This is a genomic window from Providencia sp. (genome assembly GCF_040396775.1).
Taxonomy (GTDB): domain Bacteria; phylum Pseudomonadota; class Gammaproteobacteria; order Enterobacterales; family Enterobacteriaceae; genus Providencia.
Window position 1 is genome coordinate 62,799 of sequence record NZ_JBEBNT010000007.1, and the last position, 17,764, is coordinate 80,562.

Annotated in this window: 13 protein-coding genes; 7 read left to right on the forward strand and 6 right to left on the reverse strand. The window is 42.9% G+C overall.

Annotated features, from left to right (window positions below; all coding sequences use genetic code 11):
- Window positions 1-6: 6 nt before the first annotated feature.
- Window positions 7-2,607 carry a DNA topoisomerase (ATP-hydrolyzing) subunit A gene (gene gyrA / locus ABWP91_RS09975; RefSeq protein ID WP_353243143.1) on the reverse strand — a complete coding sequence of 867 codons (2,601 nt, stop codon included), beginning with the start codon at window positions 2,605-2,607 and terminating at the stop codon, window positions 7-9.
- 286 nt (window positions 2,608-2,893) lie between these two features.
- Here gyrA and ubiG point away from each other — a divergent pair, with 286 nt between their 5' ends.
- The 4 genes from ubiG (at window position 2,894) to yfaE (ending at window position 7,680) form a co-directional block, all read left to right on the forward strand.
- Window positions 2,894-3,616: a bifunctional 2-polyprenyl-6-hydroxyphenol methylase/3-demethylubiquinol 3-O-methyltransferase UbiG gene (ubiG, locus tag ABWP91_RS09980; protein ID WP_353243144.1), complete on the forward strand. Its 723-nt coding sequence runs from the start codon at window positions 2,894-2,896 to the stop codon at window positions 3,614-3,616.
- Between the two features lie 358 nt (window positions 3,617-3,974).
- A complete protein-coding gene (gene nrdA, locus ABWP91_RS09985; RefSeq protein ID WP_353243145.1) occupies window positions 3,975-6,266 on the forward strand; it encodes a class 1a ribonucleoside-diphosphate reductase subunit alpha in 2,292 nt (763 codons plus the stop codon).
- An 11-nt stretch (window positions 6,267-6,277) separates the two neighbouring features.
- Window positions 6,278-7,414, forward strand: coding sequence for a class Ia ribonucleoside-diphosphate reductase subunit beta (gene nrdB, locus ABWP91_RS09990; RefSeq protein WP_353243146.1), 1,137 nt, complete (start codon window positions 6,278-6,280; stop codon window positions 7,412-7,414).
- A 2-nt stretch (window positions 7,415-7,416) separates the two neighbouring features.
- Window positions 7,417-7,680 (forward strand): class I ribonucleotide reductase maintenance protein YfaE, encoded by a 264-nt coding sequence (gene yfaE / locus ABWP91_RS09995; protein ID WP_353243147.1) that lies wholly within the window; start codon window positions 7,417-7,419, stop codon window positions 7,678-7,680.
- A 75-nt stretch (window positions 7,681-7,755) separates the two neighbouring features.
- Here yfaE and ABWP91_RS10000 read toward each other — a convergent pair whose 3' ends face one another.
- Window positions 7,756-9,096, reverse strand: coding sequence for an anaerobic C4-dicarboxylate transporter (locus ABWP91_RS10000; RefSeq protein WP_206082329.1), 1,341 nt, complete (start codon window positions 9,094-9,096; stop codon window positions 7,756-7,758).
- Between the two features lie 481 nt (window positions 9,097-9,577).
- Between ABWP91_RS10000 and tyrP the strand changes: the two genes are divergently transcribed.
- Both tyrP and ABWP91_RS10010 read left to right on the forward strand, forming a co-directional pair.
- A complete protein-coding gene (tyrP, locus tag ABWP91_RS10005; RefSeq protein ID WP_353243148.1) occupies window positions 9,578-10,726 on the forward strand; it encodes a tyrosine transporter TyrP in 1,149 nt (382 codons plus the stop codon).
- Between the two features lie 271 nt (window positions 10,727-10,997).
- On the forward strand, window positions 10,998-11,960 hold the full coding sequence (locus ABWP91_RS10010; RefSeq protein ID WP_353243149.1) for an Rpn family recombination-promoting nuclease/putative transposase: 963 nt from the start codon (window positions 10,998-11,000) through the stop codon (window positions 11,958-11,960).
- Between the two features lie 147 nt (window positions 11,961-12,107).
- Here the strand turns inward: ABWP91_RS10010 and ABWP91_RS10015 are convergent, their stop codons facing one another.
- Window positions 12,108-12,650: a YfaZ family outer membrane protein gene (locus tag ABWP91_RS10015; RefSeq protein ID WP_353243150.1), complete on the reverse strand. Its 543-nt coding sequence runs from the start codon at window positions 12,648-12,650 to the stop codon at window positions 12,108-12,110.
- A 327-nt stretch (window positions 12,651-12,977) separates the two neighbouring features.
- On the opposite strand from ABWP91_RS10015, the gene ABWP91_RS10020 reads away from it, so the two are divergent.
- The gene (locus ABWP91_RS10020) at window positions 12,978-14,420 is read left to right on the forward strand and encodes a catalase (RefSeq protein ID WP_353243231.1); all 1,443 of its coding nucleotides are present in this window, start codon (window positions 12,978-12,980) and stop codon (window positions 14,418-14,420) included.
- A gap of 117 nt (window positions 14,421-14,537) precedes the next feature.
- On the opposite strand, the gene menE is transcribed toward ABWP91_RS10020, so the two are convergent.
- Genes menE through menB form a run of 3 tightly spaced genes read right to left on the reverse strand, consistent with a single transcriptional unit; the run spans window position 14,538 to window position 17,760 of the window.
- Window positions 14,538-15,944: an o-succinylbenzoate--CoA ligase gene (gene menE / locus ABWP91_RS10025; protein ID WP_353243151.1), complete on the reverse strand. Its 1,407-nt coding sequence runs from the start codon at window positions 15,942-15,944 to the stop codon at window positions 14,538-14,540.
- Window positions 15,932-16,903 (reverse strand): o-succinylbenzoate synthase, encoded by a 972-nt coding sequence (menC, locus tag ABWP91_RS10030; RefSeq protein WP_353243152.1) that lies wholly within the window; start codon window positions 16,901-16,903, stop codon window positions 15,932-15,934. Before menC ends, menE begins: the two co-directional genes overlap by 13 nt.
- Entirely contained in the window at window positions 16,903-17,760 is an 858-nt protein-coding gene (menB, locus tag ABWP91_RS10035; protein WP_206082336.1) for a 1,4-dihydroxy-2-naphthoyl-CoA synthase, read from the reverse strand. The genes menC and menB overlap by 1 nt, the downstream gene beginning before the upstream one ends.
- Window positions 17,761-17,764 lie beyond the last annotated feature (4 nt).

Genomic DNA, 17,764 nt, shown 5'->3' on the forward strand with positions numbered 1-17,764 from the left:
CGTTGTTTATTCTTGTTCATCGATGTTTGCATCATCAGCACCGTTTTCGTCGGTACTTTCATCTACATTTTCATCATCTTCAGTTTCAGCAACACGCTGCAATCCAACCACTTTTTCGTCTTCAGCCGTTCTAATCAAGGTCACACCTTGCGTATTACGACCCACAACGCTCACTTCAGAAACACGTGTGCGGACTAACGTTCCCGCATCGGTGATCATCATGATTTGGTCAGTGTCATCCACTTGAATTGCCCCCACAACGCTCCCGTTACGCTCACTCACTTTAATGGAGATAACCCCTTGAGTTGCACGAGATTTTGTTGGGTATTCAGCTTCTTCGGTACGCTTACCATAACCATTTTCGGTCACGGTTAAGATGTGCCCTTCGCCGCGTGGAATAATTAAAGAAACAACTTTGTCGTCGTCCATTAATTTAATACCACGAACACCTGTTGCGGTACGGCCCATGGCACGCACAGCATCTTCAGCAAAGCGAACCACTTTACCTTGAGCGGAGAACAGCATGACTTCGTTAGAACCATTGGTTAAATCAACACCAATCAGTTCATCACCTTCGTTGAGATTTACGGCAATAATACCCGCACTTCTTGGGCGGCTGAAATCTTGCAGAGGCGTTTTCTTCACTGTACCGCTCGCGGTAGCCATAAACACGGTGTAGCCCTCTTCGTACTCACGCACTGGTAAAATAGCGGTAATACGCTCATTTGGCTCTAATGGCAGTAAGTTAACGATAGGACGACCACGTGCACCACGGCTCGCTTCAGGTAATTGATACACTTTCATCCAATACAAACGGCCACGGCTTGAGAAACACAAAATAGTATCGTGAGTATTGGCGACCAATAAGCGCTCAATAAAGTCTTCGTCTTTCGTTCGTGCCGCTGATTTACCTTTACCACCACGGCGTTGTGCTTCGTAATCAGTCAGAGGCTGATACTTCACATACCCTTGGTGAGATAAAGTCACAACCACATCTTCTTGATTGATAAGATCTTCAATATTGATGTCAGCGGTGTTTTCGGTGATTTCAGTGCGGCGCGGATCATTGTAAGTGCTACGAATAATTTCTAATTCTTCGCGGATCACTTCCATTAAGCGCTCTGGGCTTCTTAAGATAAACAGCAGTGCTTCAATTTGCACTAACAGTTCACGATACTCTTCCAGTAATTTTTCGTGCTCAAGGCCAGTTAATTTTTGCAGACGTAAATCAAGAATAGCTTGTGCTTGTTGTTCAGTCAGGAAGTATTGACCGTCATGAACACCAAATTGGTCTTCAAGCCACTCAGGACGTGCCGCATCATCACCTGCACGTTCAAGCATTGCGGCCACATTACCCAAGTCCCAAGAGCGCGCAATCAGCCCTGCTTTTGCTTCAGCTGGCGTTGGTGCTTTACGGATTAATTCAATAATTGGGTCAATGTTTGCCAGTGCAATGGCTAATGCTTCAAGGATGTGCGCACGGTCACGTGCTTTACGCAGTTCGAAAATCGTACGGCGTGTCACCACTTCACGGCGGTGGCGAACGAAGGCAGCGATAATATCTTTCAGGTTTAGGATTTTTGGTTGGCCTTGGTGTAAAGCAACCATATTAATACCGAAAGATACTTGCAGTTGAGTCAATGAATATAAGTTGTTCAGAACAACTTCACCCACTGCATCACGTTTGATTTCAATCACAATTCGCATACCGTCTTTGTCAGACTCGTCACGTAATGCGCTGATACCTTCAACACGTTTTTCTTTAACTAATTCAGCAATTTTTTCAATCAGGCGTGCTTTATTCACCTGATAAGGAATTTCGCTGACAATAATGGTTTCGCGACCATTTTTTTCATCGACTTCCACTTCGGCACTAGCACGGATATACACCTTACCACGACCCGTTTTATACGCGTCGATAATACCACGGCGGCCATTAATAATAGCCGCAGTTGGGAAGTCTGGCCCTGGAATGTGCTCCATTAAGCCTTCAATGCTAATATCTTCGTCTTCTATATAGGCAAGACAACCATTAATGACTTCGCCCAAGTTGTGGGGCGGAATATTGGTTGCCATCCCGACAGCGATACCTGATGACCCATTAACCAGTAGGTTAGGGATTCTCGTTGGCATAACTTCAGGAATTTGCTCTGTACCATCATAGTTTGGAACGAAATCTACGGTTTCTTTTTCAAGGTCCGCCAGTAACTCATGGGCAATTTTCGCCATACGGATTTCCGTATAACGCATTGCGGCTGCGGAGTCCCCGTCAACCGAACCAAAGTTCCCCTGACCATCTACCAGCATGTAACGCATAGAGAAAGGCTGAGCAAGACGAACAATTGTCTCGTAAACAGCGCTATCACCATGTGGATGGTATTTACCGATAACGTCCCCGACTATACGGGCAGATTTTTTATAGGGTTTATTCCAATCATTTCCCAATACATTCATCGCAAAGAGTACTCTACGGTGTACTGGCTTCAGTCCATCACGAACATCTGGAAGCGCACGGCCGACAATTACGGACATTGCGTAATCCAAATACGAGCTTTTCAGCTCTTCTTCGATATTGACTGGGGTGATTTCTCTGGCAATCTCGCTCATGGAACCACTGTCCCTCATAACTTCGGATTCAAAGAGTAGAACTATACCACAATTCGCCAATTTAATAAAAATAAGAGACGGGTATTTGTCTTTCAAGCTATGTATAATAGCGGAAAATTAAGTTTATGTGTCCGAAACTTGTGGGATTATTCATTAATAACTGCCTTAAGTGCATTATTGTCTAGATTATGACCATCAATGACTGACGGACACCTATCACCGTTCCTAATTTGTATCATCATAAAAGGGGTTCAACGGTCATAGGGTTAAAATAGGAGTTTTATCAATGAGTGATACCCATACACCAACATACTTGAATGTCGATAAACAAGAAATCGAGAAATTTGAATCCATTGCATCACGTTGGTGGGATTTAGAAGGGGAATTTGCCCCATTGCACCGCATTAACCCATTACGCCTTGGCTATATTATGCAACGTGTTGATGGCATTTTCGGTAAAAAAATTCTTGATGTCGGTTGTGGTGGCGGTATTTTATCTGAAAGCATGGCGCGTGAAGGTGCAGAGGTCACAGGCCTTGATATGGGCGCAGACCCGCTGATGGTCGCTCGCTTACACTCTCTTGAATCGGGTATTCCTGTTGAATATGTTCAAGAAACCGTTGAACAACATGCTGATAAACACCCACACGCTTATGACATTGTCACTTGTATGGAAATGTTAGAGCACGTTCCTGATCCGCAATCCGTTGTGAGAGCCTGTGCGAAACTGGTTAAATCAGGTGGTCATGTGATTTTTTCAACCATCAACCGTAACAAAAAAGCGTGGCTGATGGCAGTCGTTGCCGCTGAGTACGTCATGAAGATGGTGCCGAAAGGTACGCATGATGTGAATAAGTTTATTCGCCCTTCTGAACTCATCAGTTGGGTTGATGGAACCCAGTTAAAAGATAAGCATATCACTGGGTTACATTACAATCCTATCACTGACAAGTTCTGGCTGGGGCCAAATGTCGATGTGAACTATATGCTCCATACAGTGAGCGAATAGTTAAGTAATCACGAAAAGAATAAATCACAAGCAGTACGTTTAAGAAATCAGCAAACGGTCTACGTTTACAAAATTTATTTTAGTCATCATGTCGGAAGCCTTTTTTTTATTAGTCCCTTTTACCATGCAGCTTACCGACATGATCACTTTTCTTATCCAACCAGTTATCCACAAGATCCCGTCAATTTGTTCACTTGATAAAATCGCATATTAACATTATCTTGTTATTGTCTACTCAACAAACTACTACATATAGTAGTGAAGCTAAACTAAACAATACTAGTCTCATGGTATTTAACCATGAGCTTTTTTATGTTTGCAGCACACTATTTGTAGTTCAACCAAGGTGTACTTACTCATGAACCAGAGTCTGTTAGTCACAAAGCGTGACGGACATAAAGAACGCATTGATCTCGATAAAATCCACAAGGTAATCACCTGGGCCGCGGAAGGCCTAAGTAACGTATCTGTTTCACAGGTGGAGTTACGTTCTCAGATTCAGTTTTATGATGGGATCAGAACGTCTGATATTCACGAGACGATGATCAAAGCGGCTGCTGACTTGATTACTGGTGAAACACCAGACTATCAATACCTTGCTGCACGTCTGGCTATCTTTAACTTGCGTAAAAAAGCGTATGGCCAATTTGAGCCACCAGCACTCTACACGCACGTAAAACGCCTTGTTGAAATGGGCAAGTATGATAAGCATTTGCTGGAAGACTACTCTCAAGCAGAGTTCGAGCAAATGGACGGTTTTATTGACCATTGGCGTGATATGAATTTCTCCTACGCTGCTGTTAAACAGCTCGAAGGGAAATATTTAGTTCAAAACCGTGTAACGGGCGAAATCTACGAAAGCGCGCAATTCCTCTACATCTTAGTGGCGGCATGCTTGTTCTCCCATTATCCAAAAGAAACCCGCTTAGACTATATTCGTCGTTTCTATGATGCGGTTTCAACATTCAAAATTTCTTTACCTACGCCAATTATGGCGGGGGTACGTACACCGACTCGTCAGTTCAGCTCTTGTGTCCTGATTGAATGTGGTGACAGCCTTGACTCCATCAATGCGACATCAAGTGCGATTGTTAAATACGTTTCTCAGCGTGCTGGGATTGGTGTAAATGCGGGTCGTATTCGTGCATTAGGTAGCCCTATTCGTGGTGGTGAAGCCTTCCACACTGGTTGTATTCCATTCTACAAACACTTCCAGACAGCTGTTAAATCTTGCTCTCAAGGTGGTGTCCGTGGTGGTGCGGCAACCTTATTCTACCCAATTTGGCACCTTGAAGTTGAAAGCCTGTTAGTCCTGAAAAACAACCGCGGGGTTGAAGGTAACCGTGTCCGCCATATGGATTACGGCGTGCAATTGAACAAATTGATGTACGAGCGTTTGATTAAAAACCAAGACATCACCCTATTCAGCCCTTCAGATGTCCCAGGTCTGTATGATGCATTCTTTGCAGACCAAGATGAATTCGAACGTTTATATGTGCAATATGAACAAGATGAGACTATCCGTAAATCCAGCGTTAAAGCGGTTGAATTGTTCTCATTAATGATGCAAGAACGTGCGTCAACAGGCCGTATCTATATTCAAAACGTTGACCACTGCAATACACACAGCCCATTTGACCCGCAGGTTGCCCCTGTTCGTCAATCTAACCTGTGCTTAGAAATCGCACTGCCAACTAAACCATTGAATAATATCAATGATGAAGAAGGTGAAATTGCGTTATGTACACTGTCTGCATTTAACTTAGGCGCAATTGATAGCCTTGATGAGTTAGAAGAGTTAGCCATCCTAGCGGTTCGCGCTCTGGATGCCCTACTCGACTACCAAGACTACCCAATTATTGCGGCTAAGCAAGGTTCTATGGGCCGCCGTACATTAGGTATTGGTGTGATTAACTATGCCTATTACTTAGCAAAACACGGTGTTCGTTATTCAGATGGAAGTGCAAATAACTTAACGCACAAAACCTTTGAAGCGATTCAATATTACCTGTTAAAGGCATCAAACGATTTAGCGAAAGAGCAAGGCGCTTGCCCGTGGTTCAATGAAACGACCTATTCGCAAGGTGTATTGCCTATCGATACTTATAAAAAAGAACTCGATAAGTTAACCAATGAACCTCTGCATTACGATTGGGAAGCACTGCGTAAAGATATTCAAACTTATGGCCTGCGTAACTCAACACTATCTGCTTTGATGCCTTCAGAGACATCATCACAGATTTCTAACGCAACCAATGGTATTGAGCCACCGCGTGGCTACATCAGTATTAAAGCGTCAAAAGACGGCATCTTACGCCAAGTAGTACCAGATTATGAAAACCTGAAAGGGGCTTATGAACTGTTATGGCAAATGCCATCTATCAGCGGCTACCTGCAACTCGTTGGTATTATGCAGAAGTTTATCGACCAGTCGATTTCTGCAAACACAAACTATGACCCAACTCGTTTCGAGAGCGGTAAAGTGCCAATGAACCAATTGCTAAAAGATTTATTGCTCGCCTATAAGTTTGGTGTGAAAACACTTTACTACCATAACACCCGCGATGGTGCGGAAGATGTTCAGGGCGATCTGGAAGAAGTTGTTGAGTCAGCTGATTCCGATTGTGAAGGCGGCGCGTGTAAAATTTAATAGGAATTGTTATGTCACATACATATACAACATTTTCACAGAAAAAAAATGACCAAATGCAGGAGCCAATGTTTTTCGGCCAACCTGTTAACGTGGCTCGCTATGATCAGCAAAAGTATCCGATTTTCGAAAAGCTGATTGAAAAACAATTATCGTTTTTCTGGCGTCCCGAAGAGGTTGACGTCTCTCGCGACCGTATTGATTACAATGCGCTACCAGATCACGAAAAACACATTTTTATCAGTAATCTGAAATACCAAACGCTGCTTGACTCTATTCAGGGTCGCAGCCCTAACGTGGCATTATTGCCGCTGATTTCGATTCCTGAGCTGGAAACTTGGGTGGAAACGTGGGCGTTCTCTGAAACTATCCACTCACGTTCATACACACATATTATCCGTAATATCGTGAATGACCCGGCAATTATTTTTGACGATATCGTTGAAAATGAAGAAATTTTAAAACGTGCGAAAGATATCTCTGGTTATTATGATGACCTCATCGAAATGACCAACTATTATCACATGTTCGGCGAAGGCACACACAACTGTAACGGAAAACAAATCACCGTTTCATTGCGTGCGCTGAAAAAGCAATTATACCTGTGCTTAATGAGTGTTAACGCACTGGAAGCTATCCGGTTTTATGTCAGCTTTGCCTGTTCATTCGCATTCGCAGAGCGTGAGCTAATGGAAGGTAACGCGAAAATTATCAAGCTGATTGCACGTGATGAAGCTTTACACTTAACAGGCACTCAACATATGTTGAACCTGTTACGCTCAGGCCAAGATGACCCTGAAATGGCAGAAATTGCCGCAGAGTGCGAGCAAGAGTGCTATGACCTGTTTGTTCAGGCAGCTGAGCAAGAAAAAGAGTGGGCGGATTATCTGTTCAGTGAAGGTTCTATGATTGGCCTGAATAAAGATATTCTGTGCCAATATGTCGAATACATCACCAACATTCGTATGCAAGCTGTCGGCCTAAAACTGCCATTTGAAGGTCGTTCAAACCCAATTCCATGGATCAATGCATGGCTGGTATCAGATAACGTTCAAGTGGCACCGCAAGAAGTTGAAGTTAGTTCTTATTTAGTCGGTCAAATTGATTCTCAAGTTGACACCGATGATTTGAGCGACTTTGAACTGTAAGTATGGCCAATCATAAAATCACCCTGCGTATGACGCAGGGTGTGCAAGTCCCCTATCACACTGAAGTTCATTCGTGTTTACTCGAAGCGCTTGAAGATAGTCGTATACCTGTGGAATATCAATGTCGAGAAGGCTATTGTGGTTCTTGCCGAGTGACATTGCTACGCGGAAAAGTGGGTTACAAACGTAAACCACTGGCATTTGTACAAGAAGGGGAAATTTTACCCTGTTGCTGCCACCCTCTGACTGATATCGAAATTGGTTAATACAACAAGCGATTGCACTATTTTCAATGCAATCGCTTTTCTTATCTGCTTATCCTAATTTATGCATTCTATCTATTATAAATAGCCATAAAGTGCCGCAAATACCCAACCAAATACGCAGGATACACCTACCCCAATTAAGCCTGGTAAGATAAAGCTATGGTTGATGACAAACTTACCGATACGCGTCGTTCCTGAGCGGTCAAATTGAATCGCTGCGAGGTCACTTGGGTAAGTCGGTAAAATATAGTAGCCATAACATGCCGGTGCTGATGCAATAATATAAGCAGGGTCAACACCAATACCTAATGCGATAGGCACAACCGCTGCCAAAGCTGCCGCTTGCGAGTTAACAAACTTAGAAACCAGTAATAAGATAACTGCATATGCCCATGGGAAGTCTTTCACTAACGATCCCAATGTACTTTTAATTTCATCCATATGGGCGCCAAACATGGTTTCTGCCATCCACGCGATACCATACACCGCCACAATCGCAATCATCCCAGAGCGGAATACTTCATTTTTCGAAATTTGCCCTGGATTGGTTTTACAAATAATGATGATGAGCGCACCTGCCAGCAACATAAACATCTGGATAACTAAAACCATCGATAGCGGTTTGCCATTCACTAAAGGTCTTAACTCAGAGAATGCACCTAGTAACGCGACAACCACGATGGATGCTAAGAAAATCCACATCGCAACCCAGTTAATTTTTGGCAGCTTTTTGTCAAGCAGTGTCACACTGCCGCCATACACGTAGTCGTGGTTTTCAGGAACAGAGATAAACTCTTGGAATACAGGGTCTTTATCGAGATCTTTCCCTCTAAACCAACTAAAAATACCAATCGCTAAAATACCAATTAAGGTTGAAGGGATAGTAATCGCCAATAAATCGAGGAATTCAAGAGACTTACCATTGATGGTCACACCATTAAGCATGGCAACTAAAGACACAACGGCAACAGAAACTGGGCTGGCAATGATCCCCATTTGTGCACCAATACTACTTGCCGCCATCGGTCTTTCAGGGCGAATATTATTTTTAATCGCCGCATCATAGATGATAGGTAAAATAGTGTACACCACGTGCCCTGTACCACACAAAATGGTTAAGATACAGGTAACGAAAGGTGCCACAATAGAAATGTATTTTGGATTTTTCCGTAGTAATCGTTCTGCAATTTGCAGCATAACATCCAAACCACCTGATGCTTGTAACGTTGCTGATGCGGCAACAACAGCAATAATTACCAGCATAACATCAACAGGTGGTTTTCCTGGCGGTAACCCGAAACCAAATACTAAGATAACGAGACCAACCCCACCAAGAAGCCCTAATGCCATACCGCCTTTTTTTGCCCCATAGAACAAGCAAACAAGGATAATGGCAAGTTGAATCATAAAGTCCATAGTTCCATCCTTTTATATGTATTTGCCTCCTATTATCGAGATGATTTTCAAGCATTAATTTGATTTATGATAATTTAAAAACCAATATAGTTTTATTTTTGTTGTGTTTATTATGACCCCATCACACTCTTTATCTTAAGTAACTGCCATACTACTCAGTCCGCATGATAATTCATTATAATCAAATGATTGCCCCTATTTTTTTAACAAAAAACCAAAAATAAATTTACCTTTAGCTACCTTAATTCATCATTTTTTCTTTAGTTAATTAACCTTACATCTAGCAGGTCATTTGCTATTGTAATGCCGCCAATTGATGTACACATATATTTACACTCACTGTAATTTACATTTGACACAATACGCACAATCGCATAATCTGCATCACTTATTAATTATTCAGATTCAATTAGAGGAACTTGTGAAGAATCGTACCCTTGGCAGTGTGTTAATCGTTGCAGGAACAACAATAGGTGCAGGGATGTTGGCAATGCCACTTGCTGCTGCAGGCGTCGGTTTTACAGGCATCGTTTGTTTGCTTGTCGGGTTATGGATGTTAATGAGCTATACCTCATTATTGTTAGTGGAGGTCTACCAACATAACCCTGCAAATATGGGATTAGGTACCGTCGCAAAAAAATACCTTGGCCCAGCAGGGCAAATCGTCACAGGTTTAAGTATGTTATTGCTGATGTATGCGCTAACAACCGCTTATATTGGTGGAGCTGGCGTATTGATTTCCGACAGCTTATCCTCTTGGTGGGGGGTTAAAATTTCACCAAGCACTGCTATCATTCTCTTTACTGTGGTGGGCGGCGCAGTGGTCACAATCGGAACACATTCCGTTGATTTTATTAACCGCATTTTGTTTACAGCTAAAACCATTTTTATGGTGATCATGATTTTTGTTATGCTCCCCCATGCAGAAGCTGTCAATTTAAGTACAATGCCTATTGAAAAAGGACTGGTTCTTGCCGCTATCCCTGTGATTTTTACGTCCTTTGGGTTCCACGGTAGCGTCCCAAGCCTTGTCAACTACATGAATGGTGACGTGCGCAAACTGCGTATGATTTTCATCACAGGTAGTGCAATTCCTCTTGTTGCCTATATCCTATGGCAAATCGCCACATTAGGCTCAATTCCATCGAATACATTCTTAGGCATTCTGGCTCAAGAGTCAGGCCTTAATGGTTTGTTAACTGCAGTGCGTGATGTGGTCGCCAACCCTCGCGTTAACCTAGCCGTCAGCTTATTTATGGATTTAGCCCTCGCAACCTCTTTCTTAGGTGTGGCATTAGGGTTATTTGATTACCTTGCTGACCTGTTCAAACGCAGTAATCGTTTTATTGGTCGTATTCAAACCAGTTTATTAACCTTCGTACCGCCACTGTTGTGCGCCCTATTTTATAGCAGTTTTGTACAGGCCCTTACTTACGCTGCGGTGGCATTGTCTGTTCTTGCTTTGATTATCCCTGCTCTTCTCACTATGCGTGTTCGCAAGGTAGAAGCTAAAGGTGGATATCGCGTTAAAGGTGGCACACCTGTTTTAACGCTAATATTACTCTGTGGTGTCGCTGTTATTGCTATCCAGTTCTCCATCGTCGCAGGCTTCCTACCTAACGTCGGTTAAGAAACTATCTAAATAGGCCTCAAGTTGAATAATGTCAATTTGGGGCTTTTCTTTTATCTGTACCCTCTATTTCCAACTAATCCCCGCTACTTTATAACCCTATAAATAGATGGACCGCTACCCTCTCCGTTTAATCTTTTAATATTCATTATTAGCAAATAAACCAAAGCTTTTTTCTTTTATTACGTTATATCACAGCAAATAAGATCGAAAAGACAATCAAGCCTTCTTACTTTATTGTGGCTGATAGATAAATGAGGAAGCGAATTGAATGAAAGGGAAAAGCGTTTCTGCTGCGCATGATGCAGCATTTAAGGGGTTTATGACAAACATTGACAGCGCACGTGACTTTTTTGAAATTCACTTACCTGAACATATAAAATCTCTATGTGATTTCAATACATTAGCGCTTACTAACTCATCTTTTATTGATAAACAATTACGCTCGCGCTTATCCGATATTCTGTATTCTGTCCAAACCACACGTGGGCAAGGGTATCTTTATTTACTCGTTGAACACCAGTCTACTCCTGATAAATTAATGGCGGGGCGCTTAATACATTACGCTTTCTTAGCGATGAACCAGCATATGCAACAAGGAAATACAACGTTACCGCTCGTAGTACCTGTTCTTTTTTACCACGGGGGCTGTTCCCCTTATCCACATTCCTTATTATGGACTGATTGTTTTCCCCTTGCAGAGATTGCAAACCAGCTATACACACAACCGTTTCCTTTAGTGGATATCACCGTCATCGATGATAATGAATTAGTCAACCACCGTAAAGTCGCCGTGATGGAACTGGCTATGAAACATAAATATTTACGGGATGAGTTTCAGCGGGTTCTTCCACTTTTGGCGCAAGCGCTCAATAAGCACTATAATAGCGACAACGATGTGGTTACCATCCTTAATTACCTGTTCATTGCGTTGGATGCCACAAACTTTGAAGAAGTCGTTCAAACCTTAGAAGAGCAAACAGAACAACATAGGGAGACTGTTATGAGTATTGCACAGCGTTTACAAAATAAAGGCCGTCAAGAAGGCATTCAACAGGGCATTCAACAAGGCAAAGAAGAAGGGATCCAGCAAGGAATTCAGCAAGGCAGAGAAGAAGGTAGAACAGAGGCCATGACTACAATGGCTGCCCAACTGCTTAAAAATGGTGTTAGTCCCGAAATCATCATGAAAAGCACAGGATTAAGCCGTGATGTTTTAACTTCATTACAGTAATACTCTAAGAACATATGAACATCTGAGGATAAATAACCAAAAAATAATCATTTGCTTTAAAAGTATTTAATTACAGCTAAATAAAAAATATGCCCCTAGCAGCAAATTGCATAAGCAGCTAAGGGCAATAAACATTAGGTGGCAATACTAGAATGAAAGACCTGCACCTAAATAAAGGCCGTCAGCAATTTTCTCATTCGACTTATTGTGAGAGCCTTTCATTTCAATTACACGATAACCCGCATCAATAGATAGCGGTTTAAATACGGTATAACGAGCTCCCGCTTTTGCTTCAACGTAAGACTTGCTACCCGAAGTCAGTGACTCTGGCGCGCCATAAGCCTCACCATAAATATTCAGTGAAGGTAGAGCCTGCCAATTTAAACCACCACCAACAGCTAATGCAGCACCACTGCTGTTATTATCAGGCGATAAATACAAACCTTTACCCCCAACATACGCAGCAAAAGGCCCAACAGGGAGGCCAAATGTAGCCCCTAAACTTCCCATTTGACCATCATGATCACTACGTGCCCAAGAACCATTAAATGCAAGGCCTGCATTTTGATTACCTAAGCCTGCTGATAATTCAGTATAGTGTTTACCTGCTTGTGCGCTCACAGATACTGCTTGAGCAGAATTCATAAAAAACGGGGACATGGCCGCCACTAATAACACAACTTTGCGCATTATTTTATCCTCTTTAAATTATTACCTACGGATATTACGCGATTTACACACGCTTCTCAGCCTAAATTACTCAGATTTACGCAACCTATTCAGCCAAAAGATAATTTCAACCCACTTAAGCCAAGTTTAAATTTTTAGCCTCTATCTTAAAAATCCCACTTATCTCACATTCAATCACAGTAATTGGTTATATTAATTAGATAATCATATCCATAATTACTATACTGAATCACAAGTTTATTGTGGTGGTATTTTTGTTTTATTACAAAATTATAACTTTTTAGTTAGGTTTATGTAGTCATTAAATTCAAAATCAGGAGCATTGTGATGAAGAAAAAAGGCCTTACGACTGCCTCTGGCGCTCCCGTCGCCAATAATAATAATGTCATGACCGCAGGTAAACGCGGCCCAATGTTATTACAAGATGTCTGGTTCTTAGAAAAATTAGCCCATTTTGACCGTGAAGTGATCCCTGAAAGACGTATGCACGCAAAAGGTTCTGGTGCATTTGGTACTTTTACTGTCACCCACGATATCAGCCCTTATACCCGCGCAAAAATTTTCTCTGAGGTGGGCAAAAAAACAGAAATGTTTGCCCGTTTCTCAACAGTTGCGGGAGAGCGTGGTGCTGCAGATGCTGAACGTGATATTCGCGGTTTCGCTCTCAAGTTTTACACTGAAGAAGGCAACTGGGACATGGTAGGTAACAATACCCCTGTGTTCTACTTCCGTGACCCATTAAAATTCCCTGATTTAAACCACGTCGTCAAACGTGACCCTCGCTCTAATCTGCGTACGATGGAACACAAATGGGCATTTTTCTCTCAATTACCTGAGTCGTTGCACCAATTAACCATTGATGCAAGTGACCGAGGTATTCCCCAAAGCTATCGCCATATGCACGGTTTTGGTAGTCATACTTATAGCTTTATCAATGGTAATAATGAGCGTTTCTGGGTGAAATTCCACTTCCGCTGCCAACAAGGTATTGAAAATCTTTCTGACGAGCAAGCAGAGCAATTAGTGGGTAAAGATAGAGAGAGTTCACAACGCGATTTATTTGAGTCGATTGAAAAAGGGGACTTCCCTCGCTGGAATCTACAAGTTCAGATCATGCCTGAAAAAGAAGCATCAGAGGTTCCTTATAACCCGTTTGACCTAACTAAAGTTTGGCCTCATAAAGATTATCCGTTAATCGATGTGGGGTATTTCGAACTAAACCGTAACCCGGATAATTACTTTGCGGATGTCGAGCAAGCGGCATTTAGCCCTGCTAATGTTGTCCCAGGTATTGGTTTTTCACCAGACAGAATGCTGCAAGGCCGCTTGTTCTCGTATGGTGATGCACACCGCTATCGCCTTGGTGTCAACCATCACCAAATTCCAGTAAACGCACCTCGTTGCCCATTCCACAATTATCATCGTGATGGTGCAATGCGTGTTGATGGTAACAGTGGTAATCATGTAACTTATGAACCAAATGAATCAGGTTTATTCCAAGAACAACCTGATTTTAGTGAACCGCCATTATCTATTGAGGGTGCTGCTGACCATTGGGATCACCGTGAAGACCAAGACTATTTCAGCCAACCACGTGCATTATATGAATTATTAGATGATGCCGAGCACCAACGTATGTTTAAACGTATTGCTGGCGAGCTAATTGATGCAACAGAAGCCACACAAGTGCGCCAAATTGCGCTATTCAAACAAGTTCACCCCGAGTACGGTGCAGGTGTTGAGAACGCGTTGAATGCATTGAAGAAGTAATGATACAAACAAACGATGGATTTAATATCCATCGTTTCAACTATGGGCAAAGCGGGCTAAAATGATGGTTTTTCCCGTTTTGCCGCCATGCCATTTATATTTAGCCAATCATTCTGCTTATTGAAGTCTCGCTAAAACCCAGTTTTTCACTTGCTGACGAGAAACTTTAATTCCCCCACTCTTTAAGCGAGGCTCTAACTGATAAAAGCTTTTCGGGTATTGATAGGGAGCAAGTTTGTCTTTTAACCAAACGGATAATTCACTGAGTGGTAAATCTGAGTCGCACTCCACTACGGCCACAGGGCGTTGGCCAAACTCAATATCATCAATGGGGATAATAAAACTTTGTGACACATTAGGGTGAGAATTAATTACCGCTTCAATATCTTCGGGTTGAACGCACTCCCCACCACTCATAAATAGGTTATCGAGGCGACCCAGTATTTGATATTCACCATCAATAAACGCCCCTTTATCATTCGTTTTAAACCAGCCATCAGTACAATTTAAAGGCTTAACTTTTCCATCAAACCAATAGCCTAGGGCCTGACTCGTCGACTGAACTTGAATTTCATCAGCAACAATACGAATTTGTTTCCCTTTTAACGGCAAACCTACACCCCGTTTACCATCTGCGCGCTTAGCGCAAACTGTCGAAGCCATTTCGGTCATACCATAGCCACTCCAGCATGCTATACCCCTGCTCTGCGCTAAATCCGTTAATGAAGACGGGATTGAGGCACCACCTAATAGCACTTCTTTAAGAGAAAGTTGGGCATTCGTTTCGTTATTCAGCAAACGCCATAATTGCGTTGGTACCAATGAGGCATGGGTAACGCCTTGCAGGGCTTCAGCGAGTGGTTGATTTTTAAGTGCTAGTGCTCCGCCTTTAAGTAACCAACGCCAAATGATGCCTTGTCCAGAAACATGAAAAAGTGGTAAGGAAAGTAACCAGCAATCACCCTGTTGGTAATTCATCGCACTCAAGACACCATCAGCACTATTGAGATGGGCCTCAACACTGTGAACTGCGGCTTTCGGTAAACCCGTTGACCCCGACGTTAATATTAGTGTCGCAGGTTGCTTCACTTGCGCTTGAAAATGAGCAGGTTGAAAATCACCTTCACCAATAAAGTGATAATACAGTTGGTAATCAAGGTTTCGGTAATTAGCAAGCAGCTCGGTATCATCCGTAAAATCAATTACTGAGCTAATACCAAGATGAGGGAGTAATTCACTGAGCGTCCGTTCAGGGATGCTAGGGTTCAGCGGTAAAACCCTTGCACCGCAAGCGATAAGGGCTAGTTGACTAAGTAATAACTCAACCGAGTTTTTCCCTCGAAGTACGACGCATTGCCCCCCTGTCACACCTTGCATTGAAAAATAAGTGACAAGATCCTTAAGCTGTTGGTTAAGCGAGTCCCACGTTAGGCTTTCACCATCTGAATAGACAGCAACTGAGTCTGGTTGGAGATTGGCCCAGTGCTGCCAAGGCCAATCATTAAATGGTGTTAACTCTGCCATACAACGGTTAAATCCTCTACCTGTTGTAATGGAATCTCGCACTGTGGCCAAGGACGGATTAACTGTGATTGAATTAAAGAAACAGTATCAAGACCAGGGATTGTATTCGGTGTTAACCAATGCGCAACGCGAGCTAGCTGAGTTAAGCCAAAACTGCTTTCTATAGAAGAGCTAATCACTGCTTGTAAACCAAGACGATGAGCTTCTTCAACTAAAGAACGGCAATAAGCTAAGCTTCCCGTAAGCGTTGGTTTAATCACAATCGCAGCAACCCCGGCTTGGGCTTCAACCTTGAAGCCCTCTTCACGCACACTCTCATCCCATGCGATGTTGATGCCTGTGTCAGCAGCAAATTGTAGGGACTCTTCACGCGTTTTACACGGTTCTTCTAAGAATGCGATACGATCACGGTAGTCAGGGTTAACATATTTAGCAAAACCGTCCGCTTTCGCACGCGTCCAACTACGATTTGCATCAAGACGGAGTTTGAGCTCTGGCACCGCTTCTAACAATAGATTCGCCACCATGCCATCACGCACTGCTTCATATAGGCCCACTTTGACTTTCGCGACTTTCTCGCCTTCCATCGCATCAAGGCTTAAAATTAAGTCATCAGGGTCACCACTGCACAGTGGTGCTTTGCGATAATCTGCCTTTTTGGGTAACTCGCCAGTTAATTCAGCCACGGCACAGCTGCACCCAAATGCCACAGAAGGAAGTTGACTATCAAAAATTTTGCCTTCTTTCACCCATTCATTCATCCTCATAATGGTTTCAGCAGTTGCTTCTTCCAACGTTTCTTGGCTGAATTCAGGCAGAGGCGAAATTTCCCCCCAACCTTCGCTATCCCCATCTTGCAAGCATACCAAAAGCCCATCACGTGTCTTGAGGCGTTGATAACGAAGGATAACACCTGCCTCCATGGGCAGGCTGAACGAATAAATCTTGGCTTTACGCATTACGGATTACGCTTATATTTAGAGAAGTCAGGTGCACGTTTTTCATTGAAAGCGTTACGACCTTCTTGACCTTCATCCGTCATGTAGAACAGCATCGTCGCATTACCCGCCAACTCTTGCAGACCCGCTTGGCCATCACAGTCAGCATTTAATGCCGCCTTCAAGCAACGCAATGCCATTGGGCTGTTTTCTAACATTTCACGACACCAACGAACGGTTTCTTTTTCCAATTCAGCGTAAGGAACGACGGTGTTAACCAATCCCATGTCTAACGCTTCTTTTGCATCATATTGACGGCATAAGAACCAGATTTCACGAGCTTTTTTCTGCCCTACGATACGCGCCATGTATGATGCACCCCAGCCGCCATCAAAAGAACCTACTTTTGGCCCTGTTTGACCAAAAATTGCGTTATCCGCCGCAATCGTTAAGTCACACATCATATGTAAAACATGACCGCCACCAATAGCAAAACCCGCGACCATTGCAACTACCGGTTTTGGGCAAGTGCGAATTTGACGTTGGAAATCCAAAACGTTTAAGTGGTGAGTGCCACTTTCATCGCGGTACCCGCCGTAGTCGCCACGAATTTTTTGGTCACCACCTGCACAGAAGGCTTTTTCACCTTCACCTGTTAAAATAATAGTACCAATATGGTCATCATAACGCGCGTCTGACAAGGCTTGGATCATCTCTTTAACCGTTTGAGGACGAAACGCATTACGCACTTGTGGGCGGTTAATGGTAATTTTCGCAATCCCTTCAGGGGATTTGTGATACAAAATATCGTCAAACCCTTCGGAGCAGTCTTGCCATTCAATAGGTGCGTACAGTTTTTCTTCGCTTGGATAAATCATTCTC

Coding starts and splice junctions, on each gene's coding strand:
- gyrA (WP_353243143.1), bottom strand. CDS start 2,607: ATGAGCGAGATTGCCAGAGAAATCACCCCAGTCAATATCGAAGAAGAG.
- ubiG (WP_353243144.1), top strand. CDS start 2,894: ATGAGTGATACCCATACACCAACATACTTGAATGTCGATAAACAAGAA.
- nrdA (WP_353243145.1), top strand. CDS start 3,975: ATGAACCAGAGTCTGTTAGTCACAAAGCGTGACGGACATAAAGAACGC.
- nrdB (WP_353243146.1), top strand. CDS start 6,278: ATGTCACATACATATACAACATTTTCACAGAAAAAAAATGACCAAATG.
- yfaE (WP_353243147.1), top strand. CDS start 7,417: ATGGCCAATCATAAAATCACCCTGCGTATGACGCAGGGTGTGCAAGTC.
- ABWP91_RS10000 (WP_206082329.1), bottom strand. CDS start 9,096: ATGGACTTTATGATTCAACTTGCCATTATCCTTGTTTGCTTGTTCTAT.
- tyrP (WP_353243148.1), top strand. CDS start 9,578: ATGTTGGCAATGCCACTTGCTGCTGCAGGCGTCGGTTTTACAGGCATC.
- ABWP91_RS10010 (WP_353243149.1), top strand. CDS start 10,998: ATGAAAGGGAAAAGCGTTTCTGCTGCGCATGATGCAGCATTTAAGGGG.
- ABWP91_RS10015 (WP_353243150.1), bottom strand. CDS start 12,650: ATGCGCAAAGTTGTGTTATTAGTGGCGGCCATGTCCCCGTTTTTTATG.
- ABWP91_RS10020 (WP_353243231.1), top strand. CDS start 12,978: ATGAAGAAAAAAGGCCTTACGACTGCCTCTGGCGCTCCCGTCGCCAAT.
- menE (WP_353243151.1), bottom strand. CDS start 15,944: ATGGCAGAGTTAACACCATTTAATGATTGGCCTTGGCAGCACTGGGCC.
- menC (WP_353243152.1), bottom strand. CDS start 16,903: ATGCGTAAAGCCAAGATTTATTCGTTCAGCCTGCCCATGGAGGCAGGT.
- menB (WP_206082336.1), bottom strand. CDS start 17,760: ATGATTTATCCAAGCGAAGAAAAACTGTACGCACCTATTGAATGGCAA.